This is a genomic window from Meiothermus cerbereus DSM 11376 (assembly GCF_000620065.1).
GTDB lineage: Bacteria > Deinococcota > Deinococci > Deinococcales > Thermaceae > Meiothermus > Meiothermus cerbereus.
Map to the genome: position 1 here is coordinate 59,242 of NZ_JHVI01000004.1, position 15,112 is coordinate 74,353.

A 15,112-nucleotide genomic window follows, 5' to 3' on the forward strand; every position below is an offset into this window, starting at 1 on the left:
GGCCCCTCACAGCACCCGTACTATTTTGCCCTGACTGACCCAGACTTGGGCCTGGCGTCCCAATACCTGGCTGGCCTGAACCGACAGCGCCTCATCGGGGGAGAGCGCATCGCCCACCACCTGCACCAGGCTGGCTACCTCCGGTGGGGCCAGTTCGGGTTCGCGCGAAAGCACCGCATCCACCTGCCAGCGGCTGGCCCACAGCCGCTTGAGCGCCCAGAGGGTTTCCTGTTTGCCGGCCTCGAGGCCAAAAGGGGACTCGCCCGCGTAGCGCACCAGCACCAGGCCTTCTGGCAAAGCGGCCCTGATTTCGTCGGCGCGCTCGGGCAGCAGGTACGACTCGCGCAGCAGTTTTTCGGCAAAGGCGCAGGCCTGTTCCAGTTTTTCCTCGTCCAGCCGGGCGCCAAACACCCCCGCAAAGGCCCGCCGGATCTGCTCGGCCAGGTTGGCCAGCTGGTAAAACTCGGCCTCCACCCCTACCAGCACCAGGGTGGGTGTTACAGCCAGGCCCGCCGCAAAAAGCTTTTGCAGGTCGGCTACCTCGCCCATCTCGGCGGCCAGCGGTGGGGCTTGCTCGAGCAAAAAAATCACGCCTTACAGTCTACTCCCAGTAACCCCGCAGCGCTTACCAGCACACCAACAGGCCGGTTTTTACCGCAGACCAGCCCGCCTGCGGTAAACATATCCTTGCACCTTGCGTACGTATAATCACTCCCATGAGTGGAACTGTGGCAACCAGCACCCCTGGGGCTGCCCTCGAGGCCCAGCAACTGGGTAAAAAGTACGGGCGCAAACCTGTGCTGGAGAACATTACCTTTGCCGTGCAGCCGGGCGAGGTCTACGCCCTGGCCGGGCCCAACGGCTCCGGCAAGACCACCCTGATCCGCCTGCTCACGGGCCTGGCCTTCCCCACCTCGGGGGTGGTGTGGATGCTGGGGCAGGACATTTACAACGGGGGCTACCTAGCCCGGCGGGCGCTGGGGGCGGTGGTGGAGGCTCCGGCGGCCTTCTATCCCCACATGACCGGGCGGCAAAACCTCGAGATGGTGGCCTTCCTGACCGGCATGGCCAACGCCGAGGCCCGCATCCGCGAGGTGCTGGCGCGGCTCGAGCTGCTGGCCGTAGCCGACCAACCGGTGCGTACCTACTCGCTGGGCCAGCGCCAGCGCCTGGGGCTGGCCTCGGCCATTCTGCACGAGCCGCAAATCCTCATTCTGGATGAACCCACCAGTGGCCTCGACCCCCAGGGCATCAGCAAGGTGCACGAGATTCTGTCCGAACTGGCCTGGAAGGGGGTGGCGGTGCTCCTGTCCACCCACCACCTGCGCGAGGTCTCGGCCTACGCCGACCGGGTGGGCATTCTGGGCGGTGGGCGGCTGCTGGAGGAGGTCAGGCTGGGCACCAAGGGCGAAACCTACCGCCTGCGGGTAGACGACCCGCCCAGAGCGGCAGCTTTCCTCAAAACTGTGCCCGGGGTGCAAAACGTGAGCCTGCGCGACGTGAACGTAATTTTCGAGGGCTCGCCCAACGTGGCGTTGGCGGCGCTGGTGCGTGAGAACTACCAGGTGCAGTTTTTGGAGCCCGACTACTTCGACCTCTACGACTACTACCGGGAAAGGGTGAAAAATGCCTAGCCAGAGATCAGGGGCCTGGGCCACTGGCCCTGAAAAAAGACAGATGCAAGGCCCCCTACCCCTCCCGCCTACCCATCCACACCCTTCGAAGTTTTACCGTTGCCCTGCTGGAAGGAGCCAAGCATGCTGCGGGTATTGATCTGGGAATTTGGCAAGTTGGTGCGGCTGCGCTCGGTGCAGATTGGGCTGCTGGCGGCACTGGTGCTGCCCATTTTGTGGGCCTTTGCGCCGGGGCTGCGGGCGCAGTATGGCCTCGAGCTAGTTTCGGGCTGGCAGGTGCCGGCACTTTCGCTCCTGACCGGCATGGACTTCCTGTTCCCCTTCCTGACCGCCATGGCTGCCGCCGAGGTGCTGGGCTCGGAGGTCTCGATGGGCACCCTCAAGTCGGTTTTGCTGCGCCCCAGCCCCCGCAGCCGCCTGCTGGGGGCCAAAATCTTCGTGGTGCTGGCTTATCCCTTCATCTTGCTTACCACCAGCCTGGTCGGCTCGTTGCTGGCAGGCCTGCCCTTTGGCCTGGGGAGTTTTACTGGAGGCACCGGCCTGGGCCCTGGCAGCTTTGCCGGTGTGGGCCAGCTCACCCCCGCGGGGGCGCTGATGGAGCTATTGCAGGCCCATGCCCTGGCGGGCGTGGTGCTCTGGCCCCTTTCGGCTCTGGCCATGCTGTATGCGGTGGTTTTCCTGAGCACCACCTCGGCGGCCCTGGCAGCGGTCTCGACCCTCTTGTTGATGCGCCTGCTGGTGGCCTTTCCCGCCATCCAACCCTTCCTGCTGACCAGCTACCTCGACCTCTATATCCGCCCGGATACAGTGGGGTTGGGCTTGCCCCTGCTCATCATCTACACCGTGGGCTTTGCGGTGCTGGCCCTGCTGATTTTCGAGCGAAAAGACATCTGAATATTAACCCCGCCTGAATCGTTCCGTTAGGGATGGGTAGAGTACCATCATTTCTCAGGCTGTTGCTGCCCGCGCTTCAGGCGGGGGCCCCAGAAAAAGAACAAATCAAGGGTATTTCGCATAACCCCACCCCGACCAGCGTCTGGCGTCCAGCGGGCTTTGGCTTTAGGCTTTTGCTATGGGCAAACTCACGCATTTTGAAGACGGCAAGCCGCGCATGGTGGACGTAAGCGAAAAGACCGCCACCCTGCGCTCCGCTACCGCTGAGGCCACCGTGCGGCTCACCCCGGAAGCAGTGGGGGCACTGCGGGAAGGCGGGGTAGGGAAGGGCGACCCCCTAAGCGTGGCCCAGCTTGCCGGTATCATGGCCGCCAAAAAAACCGGAGAGCTGATTCCCCTGTGCCACCCGCTACCCATCACCAGCGCGAAGGTGGAACTTCGTTTTGTGCCCGAAGAAGCCAGGGTACACATCAGCGCGACCGTCAAAACCAAGGCCGAGACCGGGGTGGAGATGGAGGCCCTCACGGCCTGCGCCATCGCCGCTCTCACGGTCTACGACATGCTCAAAGCAGCCAGCAAGGGCCTGGAAATTACCGACCTGCGCCTCTTGCATAAGTCCGGGGGTAAGTCGGGGGAGTGGAAGCGGGAGGGCGGCACCTGAGTATGGCCCGCTCGAGGTCGTCCAGGCTTGGGGTGGTGTTTTCGGATCCCACCATGCAAAGGCTGGCCGAGCAACACGGCCCCGCACCTTTTGCGCCCCACCCCTTCCCGCTGCGCCCGCCGTATGTGGTGCTCTTGAGCTCGATTGTGGGGCAGCAGCTTTCGGGCAAGGCCGCCGATACCATCTGGCGTCGCCTGACGGGCCGCTTTGCGCTCGAGCCCGAGGTGCTCTACCAGGCCCCCACCGAAGACCTGCGCGCGGTGGGGCTGTCTTATGCCAAGGCCCGCTACGTGCAGGACCTGTCGCGCTTTGCCCTGGAAGGCGGCCTCCAGGGCATTGAAAGCCTGCCCGACGAGGTGCTGATAGGCCACCTGACCCAGGTCAAGGGCATTGGGGTCTGGACGGTGCAGATGTTTTTGATGTTTGGTTTGGGTCGCCCCGACGTATGGCCCGTGCTGGATCTGGGCATCCGCAAAGGGGCCCAGAAGCTATATGGCCTCAGCCAGCGACAGGAGCTAGAAGCCCTGGGAGAGCGCTTCCGGCCCTACCGCTCCCATGCGGCCTGGTATCTGTGGCGGGTGCTGGAGCAATAAAACCAGCGCGTGGCTAAAGGGCCGGCGCTCCTGCCACAAAAACGGAGTGGATGGGCAGATGGCCCCAGCGGTAAAGGGCCTCGAGGGCATGGGCCGAGGCCACCACCACAAAGTCGGCTCGAGCCCCCACCGCAATCTTTCCCAGATCCTTGCGCCCCAGGGCCAGCGCGGCGTTTTCGCTGTGGGCCAGCAGGGCTTCCTCGGCGCTGAGGTTTCCCAGGCTCATGGTGAGCTGCATAGCCAGCCAGGGGCTAAAGAGCGGGCTGCTGCCGGGGTTGTGGTCGCTGGCAATGACAACTTTGACCCCCGCATCCCACATGGCCCTTGCGTTGGGGAAAGGCTTGCGCAGGATCACCGCTGCGCCAGGGAGCACCGTGCCCACCGTGCCGCTTTGAGCCAGGGCCTGCCAGTCTTCTGGGGTGGCTTGCTCGAGGTGATCCGCCGACAAGGCTCCCAATTCTGCCGCGAGCCGGGTGGCCCCGGTGTGGGCGAGCTGCTCGGCATGGAGCTTGACCCGGAGGCCGTGGACGAGGGCGGCCTCGAGGATGGCCCGGGTTTCCTCCAGCGTAAAAGCCCCCTGGTCGCAGAACACGTCCACTGCTTCGGCCAGGCCCGTACGGGCGACCTCGGGTATAAGTTCGTCGGTGAACATCTGCACGTACTTTTCCCGTTCCCAGCCCTGGGGCACCACGTGGGCCAGCAGGGTGGGGAAGATGCGCTGGGGCAGGGTTTCCCCCAGCCGCCGGATCACCCGCAGCATTTTTAGCTCGGCTTCGGGCAGGAGGCCGTAGCCGCTTTTGATTTCCAGGGTGGTGACCCCCTGGGCTAAGAAAATGTGAGCTCGAGCCCGCGCCAGCTCGTAGAGCTCCTCTTCAGAAGCCGCGTCGGTGGCCCGTACTGTGGCGTAAATCCCGCCGCCTGCGGCTAGAATCGCCTCGTAGTTTTCGCCCCTGGCCCGCTGCAGGTACTCGGCCAGCCGCTCGCCGCCGTAGACCAGGTGGGTGTGGGCGTCCACCAGGCCGGGCACCACCCCGCGCCCGCCCAGGTCGGTGCGGGGCCAGCTTCGATAATCGTCGGGCAGGCTGGACTCGGTTCCCACCCAAACAAACCGTCCATCCTGCACGGCCAAGGCGGCCTGCTCGAGCCTTTCTTTGGGCGTGAACAGTTCGGAGATACCGGTGAAAACTTGTTTCATGGCTGTGGTTCACCCCTCTCCCCTTGGGAGAGGGCCGGGGTGAGGGATTCAGTTTTCCCAGCCCGCTAAGTCCAGGCCGCGTTCGCGGGCCACCTGCTTGGCTGAGTTGTAGCCCGCGTGGGCGTGGCGCATCACGCCGGTGCCGGGGTCGTTGGTAAGCACGCGCTCGAGCCGGTAGGCCGCTTCCTCCGAGCCATCCGCCACCGTGACCTGCCCGGCGTGCAGGCTGTAGCCCATGCCCACCCCACCGCCGTGGTGGAAGCTGACCCAGGCCGCCCCCGAGACGGCGTTCAGGGCAAAGTTCAGGATGGGCCAGTCGGCCACCGCGTCGGAGGTGTCCAGCATGGCCTCGGTCTCGCGGTAGGGGGAAGCCACAGACCCAGCGTCCAGGTGGTCGCGGCCAATCACGATGGGGGCCCCCACCTCGCCCTTCGCCACCATCTCGTTGAAGAGGAGCCCGGCCTTGTCGCGCTCCTTGTAGCCCAGCCAGCAGATGCGCGCCGGCAGGCCCTGGAACTTGAACTTCTTCACCCCTAGAGTGAGCCAGCGGCGTAGGCCCTCGTCCTCGGGGAAGAGCTCGAGCACGGCCTTATCGGTTTTGTAGATGTCCTCCGGTCTGCCGGAGAGCGCCACCCAGCGGAATGGCCCGCGCCCCTCGCAGAACTGGTCGCGGATGAAGGCGGGCACGAAGCCGGGGTAGCTGAAGGCTTCCTCGAAGCCCCCCTCCTTGGCGAAGGCCCGCAGGTTGTTGCCGTAGTCGAAGGCCACCGCGCCCTGCTTCTGCATCTCCACGATTGAGCGGCAGTGCTCGGCCATCGAGTCCAGTACCCGGGCCTTGTACCCCTGGGGGTCGGCCTTGCGCAGGGTGTCGGGGTCCTCGTCGGCGTGCAGGATGGGAATGTAGCCATACAGGGGGTCGTGGGCGCTGGTCTGGTCGGTGACCAGCTCGGGGGTGAAGCCCCGCCGCACCATCTCCGGTAGCACTTCGGCGGTGTTGCCCAGCAGGCCAATGGAGAGGGGCTGGCCTTTTTGCTTGGCCTCTTCGGCCAGCCGCAGGGCCTCGTCCAGGGAGTCGGCCCGCACGTCCAGATAGGCGGTGTCCAGGCGGCGCTGGATGCGTTCGGGATCAATCTCCACGCAGATTGCCACCCCGCCATTGAGAGTCACCGCCAGGGGTTGCGCCCCGCCCATGCCGCCCAGCCCGCCGGTGACGGTGATGGTGCCCCTCAAGGAGCCGCCGAAATGCTTGCGGGCAGCAGCGGCGAAGGTCTCGTAGGTGCCCTGCAGGATGCCCTGGGTGCCGATGTAAATCCAGCTTCCGGCGGTCATCTGGCCGTACATCATCAGGCCCAGCCGGTCCAGGCGGTCAAACTCCTCCCAGGTGGCCCAGCGGGGCACCAGGTTGGAGTTGGCAAGGATCACCCGGGGGGCCAGGGGCTGGGTTCTGAAGACCCCCACCGCCCGCCCCGACTGCACCAGCAGGGTCTCGTCGTTTTTCAGGCGCTCGAGCACCGCCAGAATCCGCTCTAAATCCTCCGGGCTGCGGGCCGCCTTGCCCCGCCCGCCGTAGACAATCAGTTCCTCGGGCCGTTCGGCCACCTCGGGGTCGAGGTTGTTCAAAAGCATCCGCTTGGCGGCTTCCTGAATCCAGCCCTGGGCTGTGCGCTGGTTACCTCTGGGGGCTTTGTAGCTCATAGGAACGCTCCTTTGCCGGGAACTCGGTTTGGGGAATAAAGGTGTCTTCCAGGTAGTAGCGGTCGGCCCGCATCAGGTACTCCACCCAGGTGATGGGCGCCTCGAGGGTGTAGGTAAGCCGCTCCAGGCGCAGGGCGGGCGCCCCTTGGGGCTGCTGGAGCAGCAGGGCGATCTCCTGCTCTAGGGCTACTGCTTCCAGCCGCTGCCAGACCTTGGTCAGGGGCAAGCCCAGGGTGTGTACCAGTAGGTTGTGGATGGACTCGCTGGTGAGGTCGTGCTCGAGGATGGAAGCACAGTAAACCGGGTGCAGGTAGCGCACCTCCCGCTGCACCGGCTCCTCGTCCAAAAAACGCAGCCGCTCGACGTAGATGGCCTTTTTCACCCCCAGCTTTTCCCGAACCTCGCCTGGGGTAGGGCGCAGCTCGGCGGCCAGTACCTGGGTCTGGGGCCGGGCCCCCTGGGCCTGGGCGAACTCGTAGAAGGGCCGCACCCGCAAAAAGCCCTGGCTAAAGCGCCGGGGGGCAGGGGTGCTGCTGCGGCCCTGGGTACGCAGCAGCCAGCCCTCCTGCTTTAGCTCCTGCAAGGCCCGGCGGGCGGTCATGCGGCTCACGCCAAAGCGGCGGGCCAGGCTGTTTTCCGATAGGGGGAAGCCTGGGCTGGGCTTCTGCAGCTCCGCCAACACGGCTTCCTTGACGTGCAGGTATTTCACCGTTTATCCTCTCACTTGTATATACAACCTAGCCCCAGGGTGGGTCAAGCGAGGAATGGATGCTGGAACTGGATACAAAGCTAAGCCTGGCGGACTTCCGCCGGGTGGTGCGGGAAAAAGAGCCGGTGGGCCTGAGCCCATCCGCACGGGAGCGCATAGCGCGTTGCCGGGCTTTTGTGGAAACGCTGGTGCAGCAGAACGAGCCGGTGTACGGCCTGAATACCGGCTTCGGCAAGCTGGCTACCGTGCGCATCGAGGCCAAAGACCTGCGGTTGCTGCAACGGAATTTGCTGCTCTCGCACGCTATTGGGGTGGGTGCGCCCTTTTCATCCGAGGTGGTGCGGGGAATGCTGTTGCTGCGGGCCCAGAGTCTGGCCCTGGGCTACTCCGGGGTGCGGGTGGAGGTGGTGGAGCGGCTTTTGGACTTCCTAAACCTCGATCTGATTCCGGTGGTGCCCTCGCAGGGCTCGGTGGGGGCTTCGGGCGACCTGGCCCCCCTGGCCCATATGTGCCTGCCTTTGATGGGGGAGGGCGAGGTGGTGTACCGGGGTGAGGTGCGCCCGGCGGGCGAGGTGCTGCAGGCGCTGGGGCTTGAGCCCCTCGAGCTCCTGGCCAAAGAAGGCCTGGCGCTCATCAACGGAACCCAGGCCATGTGCTCGCTGCTGGCCCTGCTGCTGCTGGATGCCGAGATACTGCTGCAAACCGCCGATATTGCGGTGGCTATGAGCGTGGAGGCCCTGAAGGCCAGCCACCGGCCCTTCGACGAGGCGGTGGCCCGCCTGCGTCCGCATCCGGGGATGCGAGCCACCAGTGCCAACGTGCAGCGGCTTTTGCAAGACTCGGAAATCATGCGCTCGCACCTGGACTGCGACAAGGTGCAGGATGCCTACAGCCTTAGGGCAGCTCCCCAGGTGCACGGGGCCAGCCGCGATGCCCTGGCCCACGTGCGGGAGGTGGTGCTGCGCGAGATGCAGAGCGTGACCGATAACCCGCTGGTGCTGCCCGAGGAGGGCCGCACCCTTTCGGCGGGCAACTTCCACGGCCAGCCCCTGGCCTTGGCCGCCGACTATGCCGGCATCGCCCTCGCTGAACTCGCTAACATCGCCGAGCGCCGTATCGAGCAGATGCTCAACCCCGCCCTCTCGGGCCTACCGGCCTTCCTGGCCGAAGGCAGCGGCCTGAACTCGGGCCTGATGATCAGCCAGTACACCGCTGCCGCGCTGGTGAGCGAGAACAAGGTGCTGGCCCACCCGGCCTCGGTGGACTCGATTCCCACCAGCGCCAACCAGGAAGACCACGTCTCGATGGGCACCATCGCCTGCCGCAAGGCCCGTAGCATCTTCGAAAACAGCCTCTGGGTGCTGGCCATCGAGCTGGCCTCGGCGGCCCAGGCCCTCGATTTTCATGCCCCACTGCGCCCGGGCCGGGGTGTGGAGGCAGTCTACCGCCGCATCCGACAGGAAATCCCCCACCTCGACCGCGACCGCTACCTGAAGCCCGAGCTGGCCCGCATCTGCGAGCTGATTCGCACAGGTGAACTGGTGCGGGTGGCAGAGGAGGCTGTGGGTGGCCTGGAATAGGCATTTCTGGGCTGCGACGGATGTTCCGCGAACCTCCTGCATGGCGTACACTGGGCAGGTTGTGGTCGCTGAGCCAACCACCCTCACCGGCTTTTATGCACGCATGCTGCGCGTGCCCAGGGCGGTTTTGGCCCCCATGGCGGGCTACACCGATGCGCCCTTTCGGCGGCTGGCCTGGGAGCACGGGGCGGCCTGGACGGTAAGCGAGATGGTGCTGGCCAGGGGTTTTCTGGCTGGGGAGCGCAAATCCACCGAGCTGGGGGCTCCTTATCCGGGAGAGCCAAACCTAGTGGTGCAGCTTTTTGGCGACGACCCCGAGGTGCTGCGCGATGCAGCGGCCAGGGCGGAAGCCATTTTTTCGCCGGTGGCGATAGACCTGAACATGGGCTGCCCGGCCCCCAAGCTGGCCGGGCGGGGTGGGGCTTGTTTGTTGCAAACCCCCGAGCGGGCTTTTGACCTGGTGAGGGCTATGCGCCAGGGAACCCGGCTCGAGGTCAGCGCCAAGATTCGCCTGGGCTGGGACGAAGACCGGAGCCTGGAAGTGGCCCAGGGCTTGGAGGCCGCCGGGGTGGCTCTCATCACCGTGCATGGTCGCACCAGTGAGCAGCGCTACCAAGGGCAGGCCGACTGGGAAGCCATTGCCAAGGTGGCCCAAAGCGTAAAGGTGCCGGTGCTGGGCTGTGGAGACGTCACCCACGCTGAACATTTTTTTAAGCGCCTTCAAACTGGTGTTGCTGGGATCATGATCGGGCGGGGAGCGGTGGGCAACCCCTGGATTTTTCGGCAGATTGCGGGGGATAACCGCGACCCGAGCGAGCTCGAGCGTATCCAGACCGCGCTGCGCCACGCCCAACTTAATGTGCAGTGGTACGGCGAGTTTCACGGCGTTCGCCAGCTTCGCAAGGTGCTGTACCGCTACTTTCCCCACCGCCCCGAGCTACACCCCGCCCTCAAGCAGGTATCCACACTGGAAGAGTTGCACGCCCTGCTGGGCGGAGCCTAGGGCTGAACAGGTATACTCGACCTAACCACCTGCGCCTGGCCTCGAGCAACCGTGTGTGCTGTAGAGTCTGTGAACCCAGGGCAGTGTAAAAAAAGGGGGTGGGTATGGCTACCAAGCCGAATTACAAGTTCCAAAAGCGCCAGCGTGAGCTGGAAAAACAAAAAAAGAAGGCCGAAAAGGCCCAGCGTAAGGCCAGGGCTACCGAGCCGGAGGCAGCCGAGGGGGGCAACCTCGAGCGCGAATAACAACCTGCGCCAAAGTAAACAGGTTAGTCTGTAGCGACCCACCCAAACCACAACCCGCTGTATCCGTTCAGCAGAGGGCTGGCGCACTTTTTCTGAGCGAGGTTAGTTGCTTTCGATGTGATTCTGTTGACAACATATAAATAGATGGCTATATAATCTAATGTCGAATAAGCCTGACCACAGCCTCGGATGACTTCAGTGCCGATACAAGGGGGTTTTTTGTATGAACAAAGCCATCAGCGTTACTGCTGTAGTGAAGGCCCCGTTGCAAACCGCCTGGGAGGCCTACACCCAACCCCAACACATTACCCAGTGGAACCACGCCTCCGACGACTGGCACTGCCCCAGTGCCACCAACGACCTGCGGGTAGGCGGCAGGTTCAGCTCTACCATGGCGGCCAAGGACGGCAGCTTCAGCTTCGAGTTTGAGGGGGTTTATACCCATGTGGAGCCACACCACCGCCCCGCTTACACCTTCGGCGACCGCCGGGCCGAGGTGGTGTTCGAGCCGGTTACGCCCGGCAAGACCAAAGTCACCGTGACGTTCGACCTCGAGGACACCAACCCCGAAGAGATGCAGCGCGCCGGTTGGCAGGCTATCCTCGAGAACTACAAGAAGCACGCCGAGTCGCTGGCGGGGTGAGCTCGAGCGCGACCGCGAGGTGAGCGGGGCCTCCAGGGCGGGAGCCTTAACTGCTGGCTTACCAACGCTTTAGGAAGCGCGATCAGTAGCCAAACAACAGCCCCCGCCGCTTGGCGGCCTGCACGGCCCGGCTAAAGACCACAATGCCCAGGGCCAGATAAGCCAGGCCGTTCAGCAGGGCCAGGCCCAGCAGGTTCCAGTCCAGAGCGGCCTCTTTAGCCATCATCTGCCGGGTGAGGTCGGCGCCGGGGACCAGCGGCACAAAGTAGCCCAGCTTGGCTAGCCAGCCGCTGCCTTCCAGCGGGTATTGCAGCAGAAATATCAGCAAAAACTGGCTAATACCCAGCAACTGCTGCACCCTTTTGAAGAGCAGGGCCAGACTGGCCATGGCAAAGCCCAGGCCGTATCCGCCAAGCAGCACCGTCGTGATGGGCAGCAGCAGTAGGGGGGTAAAGCTCAGGCGAGCCCCGGTTATGAGTAGCAGCACCAGGGCGATACTACCCATGAGCAAGAGCTGGGTGCCCAGGCCAGCCAGGTTACGCACCAGCAGCAAGGGTATGGGGCCATAGGGCGTGAGAAAGACCTGCTCGAGGGTGCCGGTCTGGGCCTCCTCGGAAAGCCCGAAAGACAGCGAACTATAGGAGAAAAGGGTCAGGGTCCAAAGTAGGAAACCGGCCAGAAGGGCTTCGGTGCGCTCACCAAACTCGGCGCTGGGGCCAGCCAGAAAGCGGGCACCCAAAAACAGCAGCAAGAAGAGGATGCTGAGGCTCACTACGGTTCCCACGAACTCGCTGGGATAACGGCGCAGATAGAGCCAACTGCGTTTGAACTCCACCCAGAAGAGGTCAAGCATGGCCCACCACCTTCAAGAATACCTCCAGCAGATCGGTCTCGGCCCGGGCCACCTTCTTGAGGGGCCAGGGCTTGAGGGCCTCGAGCAGCCGCCACAGCCCCTCGCCATCACCTTGGTAGACATAGCTAGGCCCCTCCCCCTCGAGCCCCAGAGCCCGCAACGATGCCAGCCGCTCAGGTGGAAGTGGGGTCTCTAGCTCGACCACGTAGTGTTCCCCGGCAAAACGGCCCAGTACCTCGGCGGTGCGGCCCTCCAGCAGAATTTTCCCTCGCTGGATGATGGCCAGGCGGCTGGCCAGGCGCTGGGCCACCTCGAGCTGGTGGGTGGTGAGCAGGATGGCCTTGCCCTCCCGGGCCAGCCCCCGCACCATCTCCTCGACCCGCAAGGCGCTTTCCACATCCAGCCCCAGGGTGGGCTCATCCAGCAGCAACAGCTCAGGGTGGTGCATGAGGGCTACGCCCAGCGAAAGCTTCTGCTGCATGCCGCGGGAAAGGTGGCGCACCTCGGTGCGGCTTTTTTCAGCCAGTCCCAGCTGCTCCAGAATGTTTTGCGCCCGCCGGGAGGCTTCTCCAAACCGGAGGCCCCGGGCCACCCCGAAGTAGACCAGGTTCTCCTGCGCGGTCATGCGCCAGTAGACATTGCGGTTGCCCTCCAGTACGGCCCCCAGGTGGCGTAGGGCCCAGGGGTCCCGGTGGGGGTCTTTGCCCATCAGGTGAACCTGGCCCCGGTCGGGCCAGAGCAGCCCGGCCAGCATCTTGATGGTGGTGGTTTTGCCCGCCCCGTTGGGCCCCAGAAAGGCCAGTACCTCGCCCTGGGCCAGGTGCAGGCTCACCCCTTCCACCGCCAGCAGCGTGCCAAAACGTTTGTGAAGTCCGGTGGCCTCGAGTACAGCGGTCATACCTCGCTCAGATTATCATCCAACGCTTACCCAAGCCCACCAGCACACTCAGAAGCCCCAGCGCCAGCAGCACTCGGCAGCCGTGCGGGGTTCACAGAAGGCCCCCAGCAGGCGCGCCAGGTTGGCGTCTAGCAAAAGGGCGACAGGTGCGGGCGAAGTTTCGGGCATACCCCCCCCAGCATACGCGGCGGGTCTAGCGCAAAATCCCCTGCAACACCTGCACCACCGGACGATCCAGGATGCCCGGAATGCGGGCGGTCAGCCCCAGGTCTACACTCACGCCCCCCACCCCCGGCAGGCCCGACAGACCCAGGCGCAGCTCGCCGCGGTTGCGCCCACTGGGTGCAAGTCCAAGGCTGAACCCGCTCTCGGCCACGCTGCGCCCGCCGATCAGGAGGCGCAAAGGGCCTTCCAGGGTGAACCCGATGGGGTTGGGGTTTTCCACTTCCAGCACCAGCCGGATGGCCAGCCCATCCAGCCGGATCTCGACCAGGCGAATGGTGGGAAGCTGGAAGGCAAACTGGATACGCACATCGCGGTCCACCAGCGTCACCGGCCCAATCGGAACCACTGCCGGGCCAAGCTGGGCCCGCAGCTCCCCCAGCAGGCGGAAGCGGGTATTCTGCCCGCTCACCAGGCTGGCCAGGGCGCGGGTGCCCTCTGCGATGGGCACCACCAAGCGGGTCTGGGCCTCGCGGCTGGCGCCGGAGGGTATTTCCAGGGCCGGTAGGGTCAGGCGAAACGCCGCGCCGCCCAGTTCTGCTGTCAGGGTGCTGTCCAGCAAAGGCAGTGTAAAAGAGTTGGGGTTGGTCAGGCGCAGGCGCAGGTCAAACTCGCCCCGCCCGCTAAAGGGATCCAGGGAAACCAGGTTGAACTGCAGCAACTCAACCTGAGGGGCCTGGGGCCGCACGGCCTGCGGCACACAAGCGCCCAGCATCAGGGCCAAACCCAGCAGTATCAGCGAGACTCGGTGCATGCTGTCCTCCAAACCAAGCTTACCGAATCCCTAGCATCCTGGACGGTTCATTTGGCTCAACGAGCCTAACCCACCGTCCAGCCTTTTTCCCGGAACTCTTCCAGCAGGGGCTGGAAGCTGGGCCAGACCGGGCTTTCGCTGGGGTAGGGGGGACGGGGATACCCTCCGGGCAGCCCCAGATGCCGCAGGGCTTGCTTGAGGAGCACAAAGCCCCCCTGGGCCAGCACCCGGCCAAAGGGTTCTACTTCGGCTTGCAGGGCCTGGGCCTCGGCCACCTTGCCAGCCTGCCACAGCTCGAGCAGCATCCGGTAGGGCTTGGGAGCCAGGTTGGACACGGCCAGGATGCCCCCGTGCGCGCCAAGCGCCAGGGCACCCAAAAAAGTGGGGGCATGGCCGGTGTATAGCTTTATACCCAGGTTCTGCGCCCTGTAGAAGGCCATGCGGGCCAGCTCCCCGCTGGAGTCCTTAAGGCCGCCAATGTTGGGGTGCTGGGCCAGCTCGGCCACCACCGGCAGGGGCATCTGGGCTTTGGTGTTGGCGGGCACGTGGTAGAGCCAGACCTCGGCCTGGCCCATATCGGCAATGCCGCCGAAGTAGCGTAGCAGGCCTTCGTGGCCCAGGTTGGCCTCGTAGTAGCGGGGGGGCGTGACCAGGACCCTGGCCCCCAAGTTTGCGGCTTCGTTCAGGGCGATGGCGGCCTGGGCCAGGGTTTCTTCCATCAGGCCCACCATGGCGGGCTTCCTGGGGGTCTGAACGGCCAGGCCTGCGGCCCGCTCCTCGCGGGTTAGGTGGACGCCTTCGCCGTTGGAGCCGTAGAACAACAGGCCGTCCACGTGCGGTTCTACGATCTGCGCCAGCTCATGAAAAGCTTCGACGTCGAGGTTGCCACTGCGGTCGAAAGGGGTGGGAAGGGGAGGGATAATCATAAAAACGGCTTCCTTTTGTAAAGCCAGGTGATTGTAACGCAAAAGCAAACCTTGGAGTGCCGTTTGCCAACACAACACCCTACTGGCTGGCAGACGACCCGTTGTGCCCAAAAGCGCATGGGTTGCCAAACACGCTCCGGCTTAAAAAAACTGCAAGCGTCCGACGACCAAATGGCCTGCCTTACGGTATTGCGGCCTGGTTGGGTAGGTGCATGTCCGGGTAGAGCCAGCTATACTTGGGCCTGTGCAGCGCTTGCTTGACCAGGCAGCAATTCTTATACGGGATGCCCGCGAGGCGCCGCCGGAGCAGGCGGTAAGTGCGCTAAGGGAAGCGGTGGCCTTGCTGGAGGCGGTTCGCCCTTGCAAGGAGCGCGATGGCATGATGGCCCTGGCCTACCTGCGTCTGGCCCAGCTCCAGCGCCAGCTTGGCAAGCGCCACGAGGCCGAGCGCTTTTTCATGCTGGGCTACAGCTATGCCCGCAGCTCGAGACAGGAGCGGGTGCGGCGACTGGCAGAAAAACTCGGCAGCGAATTTGTGAGCCGGCGCCAGGGATAAACCCGTAGCTTGCCAATACACTGCTTGCACGAAGCTACAGCAAACCCTGTA

General features: G+C 64.5%; 17 protein-coding genes. 9 read left to right on the forward strand and 8 right to left on the reverse strand.

What is annotated here, in order from left to right:
• Positions 1 to 6: 6 nt before the first annotated feature.
• On the reverse strand, positions 7 to 591 hold the full coding sequence (locus tag Q355_RS0101565) for a hypothetical protein (RefSeq protein WP_027876163.1): 585 nt from the start codon (positions 589 to 591) through the stop codon (positions 7 to 9).
• Positions 592 to 716: 125 nt separating this feature from the next.
• Here Q355_RS0101565 and Q355_RS0101570 point away from each other — a divergent pair, with 125 nt between their 5' ends.
• The 4 genes from Q355_RS0101570 to Q355_RS0101585 all read left to right on the forward strand — a co-directional run bounded on the left by Q355_RS0101570 (position 717) and on the right by Q355_RS0101585 (position 3,782).
• Entirely contained in the window at positions 717 to 1,634 is a 918-nt protein-coding gene (locus Q355_RS0101570) for an ABC transporter ATP-binding protein (RefSeq protein ID WP_051529259.1), read from the forward strand.
• 123 nt (positions 1,635 to 1,757) lie between these two features.
• The gene (locus tag Q355_RS0101575) at positions 1,758 to 2,528 is read left to right on the forward strand and encodes an ABC transporter permease (RefSeq protein WP_027876165.1); all 771 of its coding nucleotides are present in this window, start codon (positions 1,758 to 1,760) and stop codon (positions 2,526 to 2,528) included.
• 178 nt (positions 2,529 to 2,706) lie between these two features.
• The gene (gene moaC / locus Q355_RS0101580) at positions 2,707 to 3,189 is read left to right on the forward strand and encodes a cyclic pyranopterin monophosphate synthase MoaC (protein WP_027876166.1); all 483 of its coding nucleotides are present in this window, start codon (positions 2,707 to 2,709) and stop codon (positions 3,187 to 3,189) included.
• A gap of 2 nt (positions 3,190 to 3,191) precedes the next feature.
• The gene (locus Q355_RS0101585; RefSeq protein ID WP_084496016.1) at positions 3,192 to 3,782 is read left to right on the forward strand and encodes a DNA-3-methyladenine glycosylase family protein; all 591 of its coding nucleotides are present in this window, start codon (positions 3,192 to 3,194) and stop codon (positions 3,780 to 3,782) included.
• A 13-nt stretch (positions 3,783 to 3,795) separates the two neighbouring features.
• Here the strand turns inward: Q355_RS0101585 and hutI are convergent, their stop codons facing one another.
• The 3 genes from hutI to Q355_RS15225 are packed head-to-tail and all read right to left on the reverse strand — an operon-like array spanning position 3,796 to position 7,381.
• On the reverse strand, positions 3,796 to 4,977 hold the full coding sequence (gene hutI, locus Q355_RS0101590; RefSeq protein WP_027876168.1) for an imidazolonepropionase: 1,182 nt from the start codon (positions 4,975 to 4,977) through the stop codon (positions 3,796 to 3,798).
• 48 nt (positions 4,978 to 5,025) lie between these two features.
• Positions 5,026 to 6,672 (reverse strand): urocanate hydratase, encoded by a 1,647-nt coding sequence (gene hutU, locus Q355_RS0101595; RefSeq protein WP_027876169.1) that lies wholly within the window; start codon positions 6,670 to 6,672, stop codon positions 5,026 to 5,028.
• On the reverse strand, positions 6,647 to 7,381 hold the full coding sequence (locus Q355_RS15225; RefSeq protein WP_051529260.1) for a GntR family transcriptional regulator: 735 nt from the start codon (positions 7,379 to 7,381) through the stop codon (positions 6,647 to 6,649). The genes hutU and Q355_RS15225 overlap by 26 nt, the downstream gene beginning before the upstream one ends.
• A gap of 59 nt (positions 7,382 to 7,440) precedes the next feature.
• On the opposite strand from Q355_RS15225, the gene hutH reads away from it, so the two are divergent.
• The 4 genes from hutH to Q355_RS0101620 all read left to right on the forward strand — a co-directional run bounded on the left by hutH (position 7,441) and on the right by Q355_RS0101620 (position 10,852).
• Positions 7,441 to 8,961: a histidine ammonia-lyase gene (gene hutH / locus Q355_RS0101605; protein ID WP_027876170.1), complete on the forward strand. Its 1,521-nt coding sequence runs from the start codon at positions 7,441 to 7,443 to the stop codon at positions 8,959 to 8,961.
• Between the two features lie 61 nt (positions 8,962 to 9,022).
• Positions 9,023 to 9,964 (forward strand): tRNA dihydrouridine synthase, encoded by a 942-nt coding sequence (locus tag Q355_RS0101610; RefSeq protein ID WP_245597450.1) that lies wholly within the window; start codon positions 9,023 to 9,025, stop codon positions 9,962 to 9,964.
• Positions 9,965 to 10,068: 104 nt separating this feature from the next.
• Positions 10,069 to 10,209 (forward strand): hypothetical protein, encoded by a 141-nt coding sequence (locus Q355_RS16840; RefSeq protein ID WP_169735529.1) that lies wholly within the window; start codon positions 10,069 to 10,071, stop codon positions 10,207 to 10,209.
• 223 nt (positions 10,210 to 10,432) lie between these two features.
• Positions 10,433 to 10,852 (forward strand): SRPBCC family protein, encoded by a 420-nt coding sequence (locus Q355_RS0101620; protein ID WP_027876172.1) that lies wholly within the window; start codon positions 10,433 to 10,435, stop codon positions 10,850 to 10,852.
• Between the two features lie 82 nt (positions 10,853 to 10,934).
• On the opposite strand, the gene Q355_RS0101625 is transcribed toward Q355_RS0101620, so the two are convergent.
• The 4 genes from Q355_RS0101625 to Q355_RS0101645 form a co-directional block, all read right to left on the reverse strand.
• Positions 10,935 to 11,705 (reverse strand): ABC transporter permease, encoded by a 771-nt coding sequence (locus Q355_RS0101625; protein ID WP_027876173.1) that lies wholly within the window; start codon positions 11,703 to 11,705, stop codon positions 10,935 to 10,937.
• A complete protein-coding gene (locus tag Q355_RS0101630; RefSeq protein WP_027876174.1) occupies positions 11,698 to 12,603 on the reverse strand; it encodes an ABC transporter ATP-binding protein in 906 nt (301 codons plus the stop codon). Before Q355_RS0101630 ends, Q355_RS0101625 begins: the two co-directional genes overlap by 8 nt.
• 193 nt (positions 12,604 to 12,796) lie before the next feature.
• Positions 12,797 to 13,579: a hypothetical protein gene (locus tag Q355_RS0101640; protein ID WP_027876175.1), complete on the reverse strand. Its 783-nt coding sequence runs from the start codon at positions 13,577 to 13,579 to the stop codon at positions 12,797 to 12,799.
• A 65-nt stretch (positions 13,580 to 13,644) separates the two neighbouring features.
• Positions 13,645 to 14,505 (reverse strand): dihydrodipicolinate synthase family protein, encoded by an 861-nt coding sequence (locus tag Q355_RS0101645; protein ID WP_027876176.1) that lies wholly within the window; start codon positions 14,503 to 14,505, stop codon positions 13,645 to 13,647.
• A gap of 244 nt (positions 14,506 to 14,749) precedes the next feature.
• On the opposite strand from Q355_RS0101645, the gene Q355_RS0101650 reads away from it, so the two are divergent.
• Positions 14,750 to 15,061, forward strand: coding sequence for a hypothetical protein (locus tag Q355_RS0101650; protein ID WP_211247143.1), 312 nt, complete (start codon positions 14,750 to 14,752; stop codon positions 15,059 to 15,061).
• Positions 15,062 to 15,112: the final 51 nt, after the last annotated feature.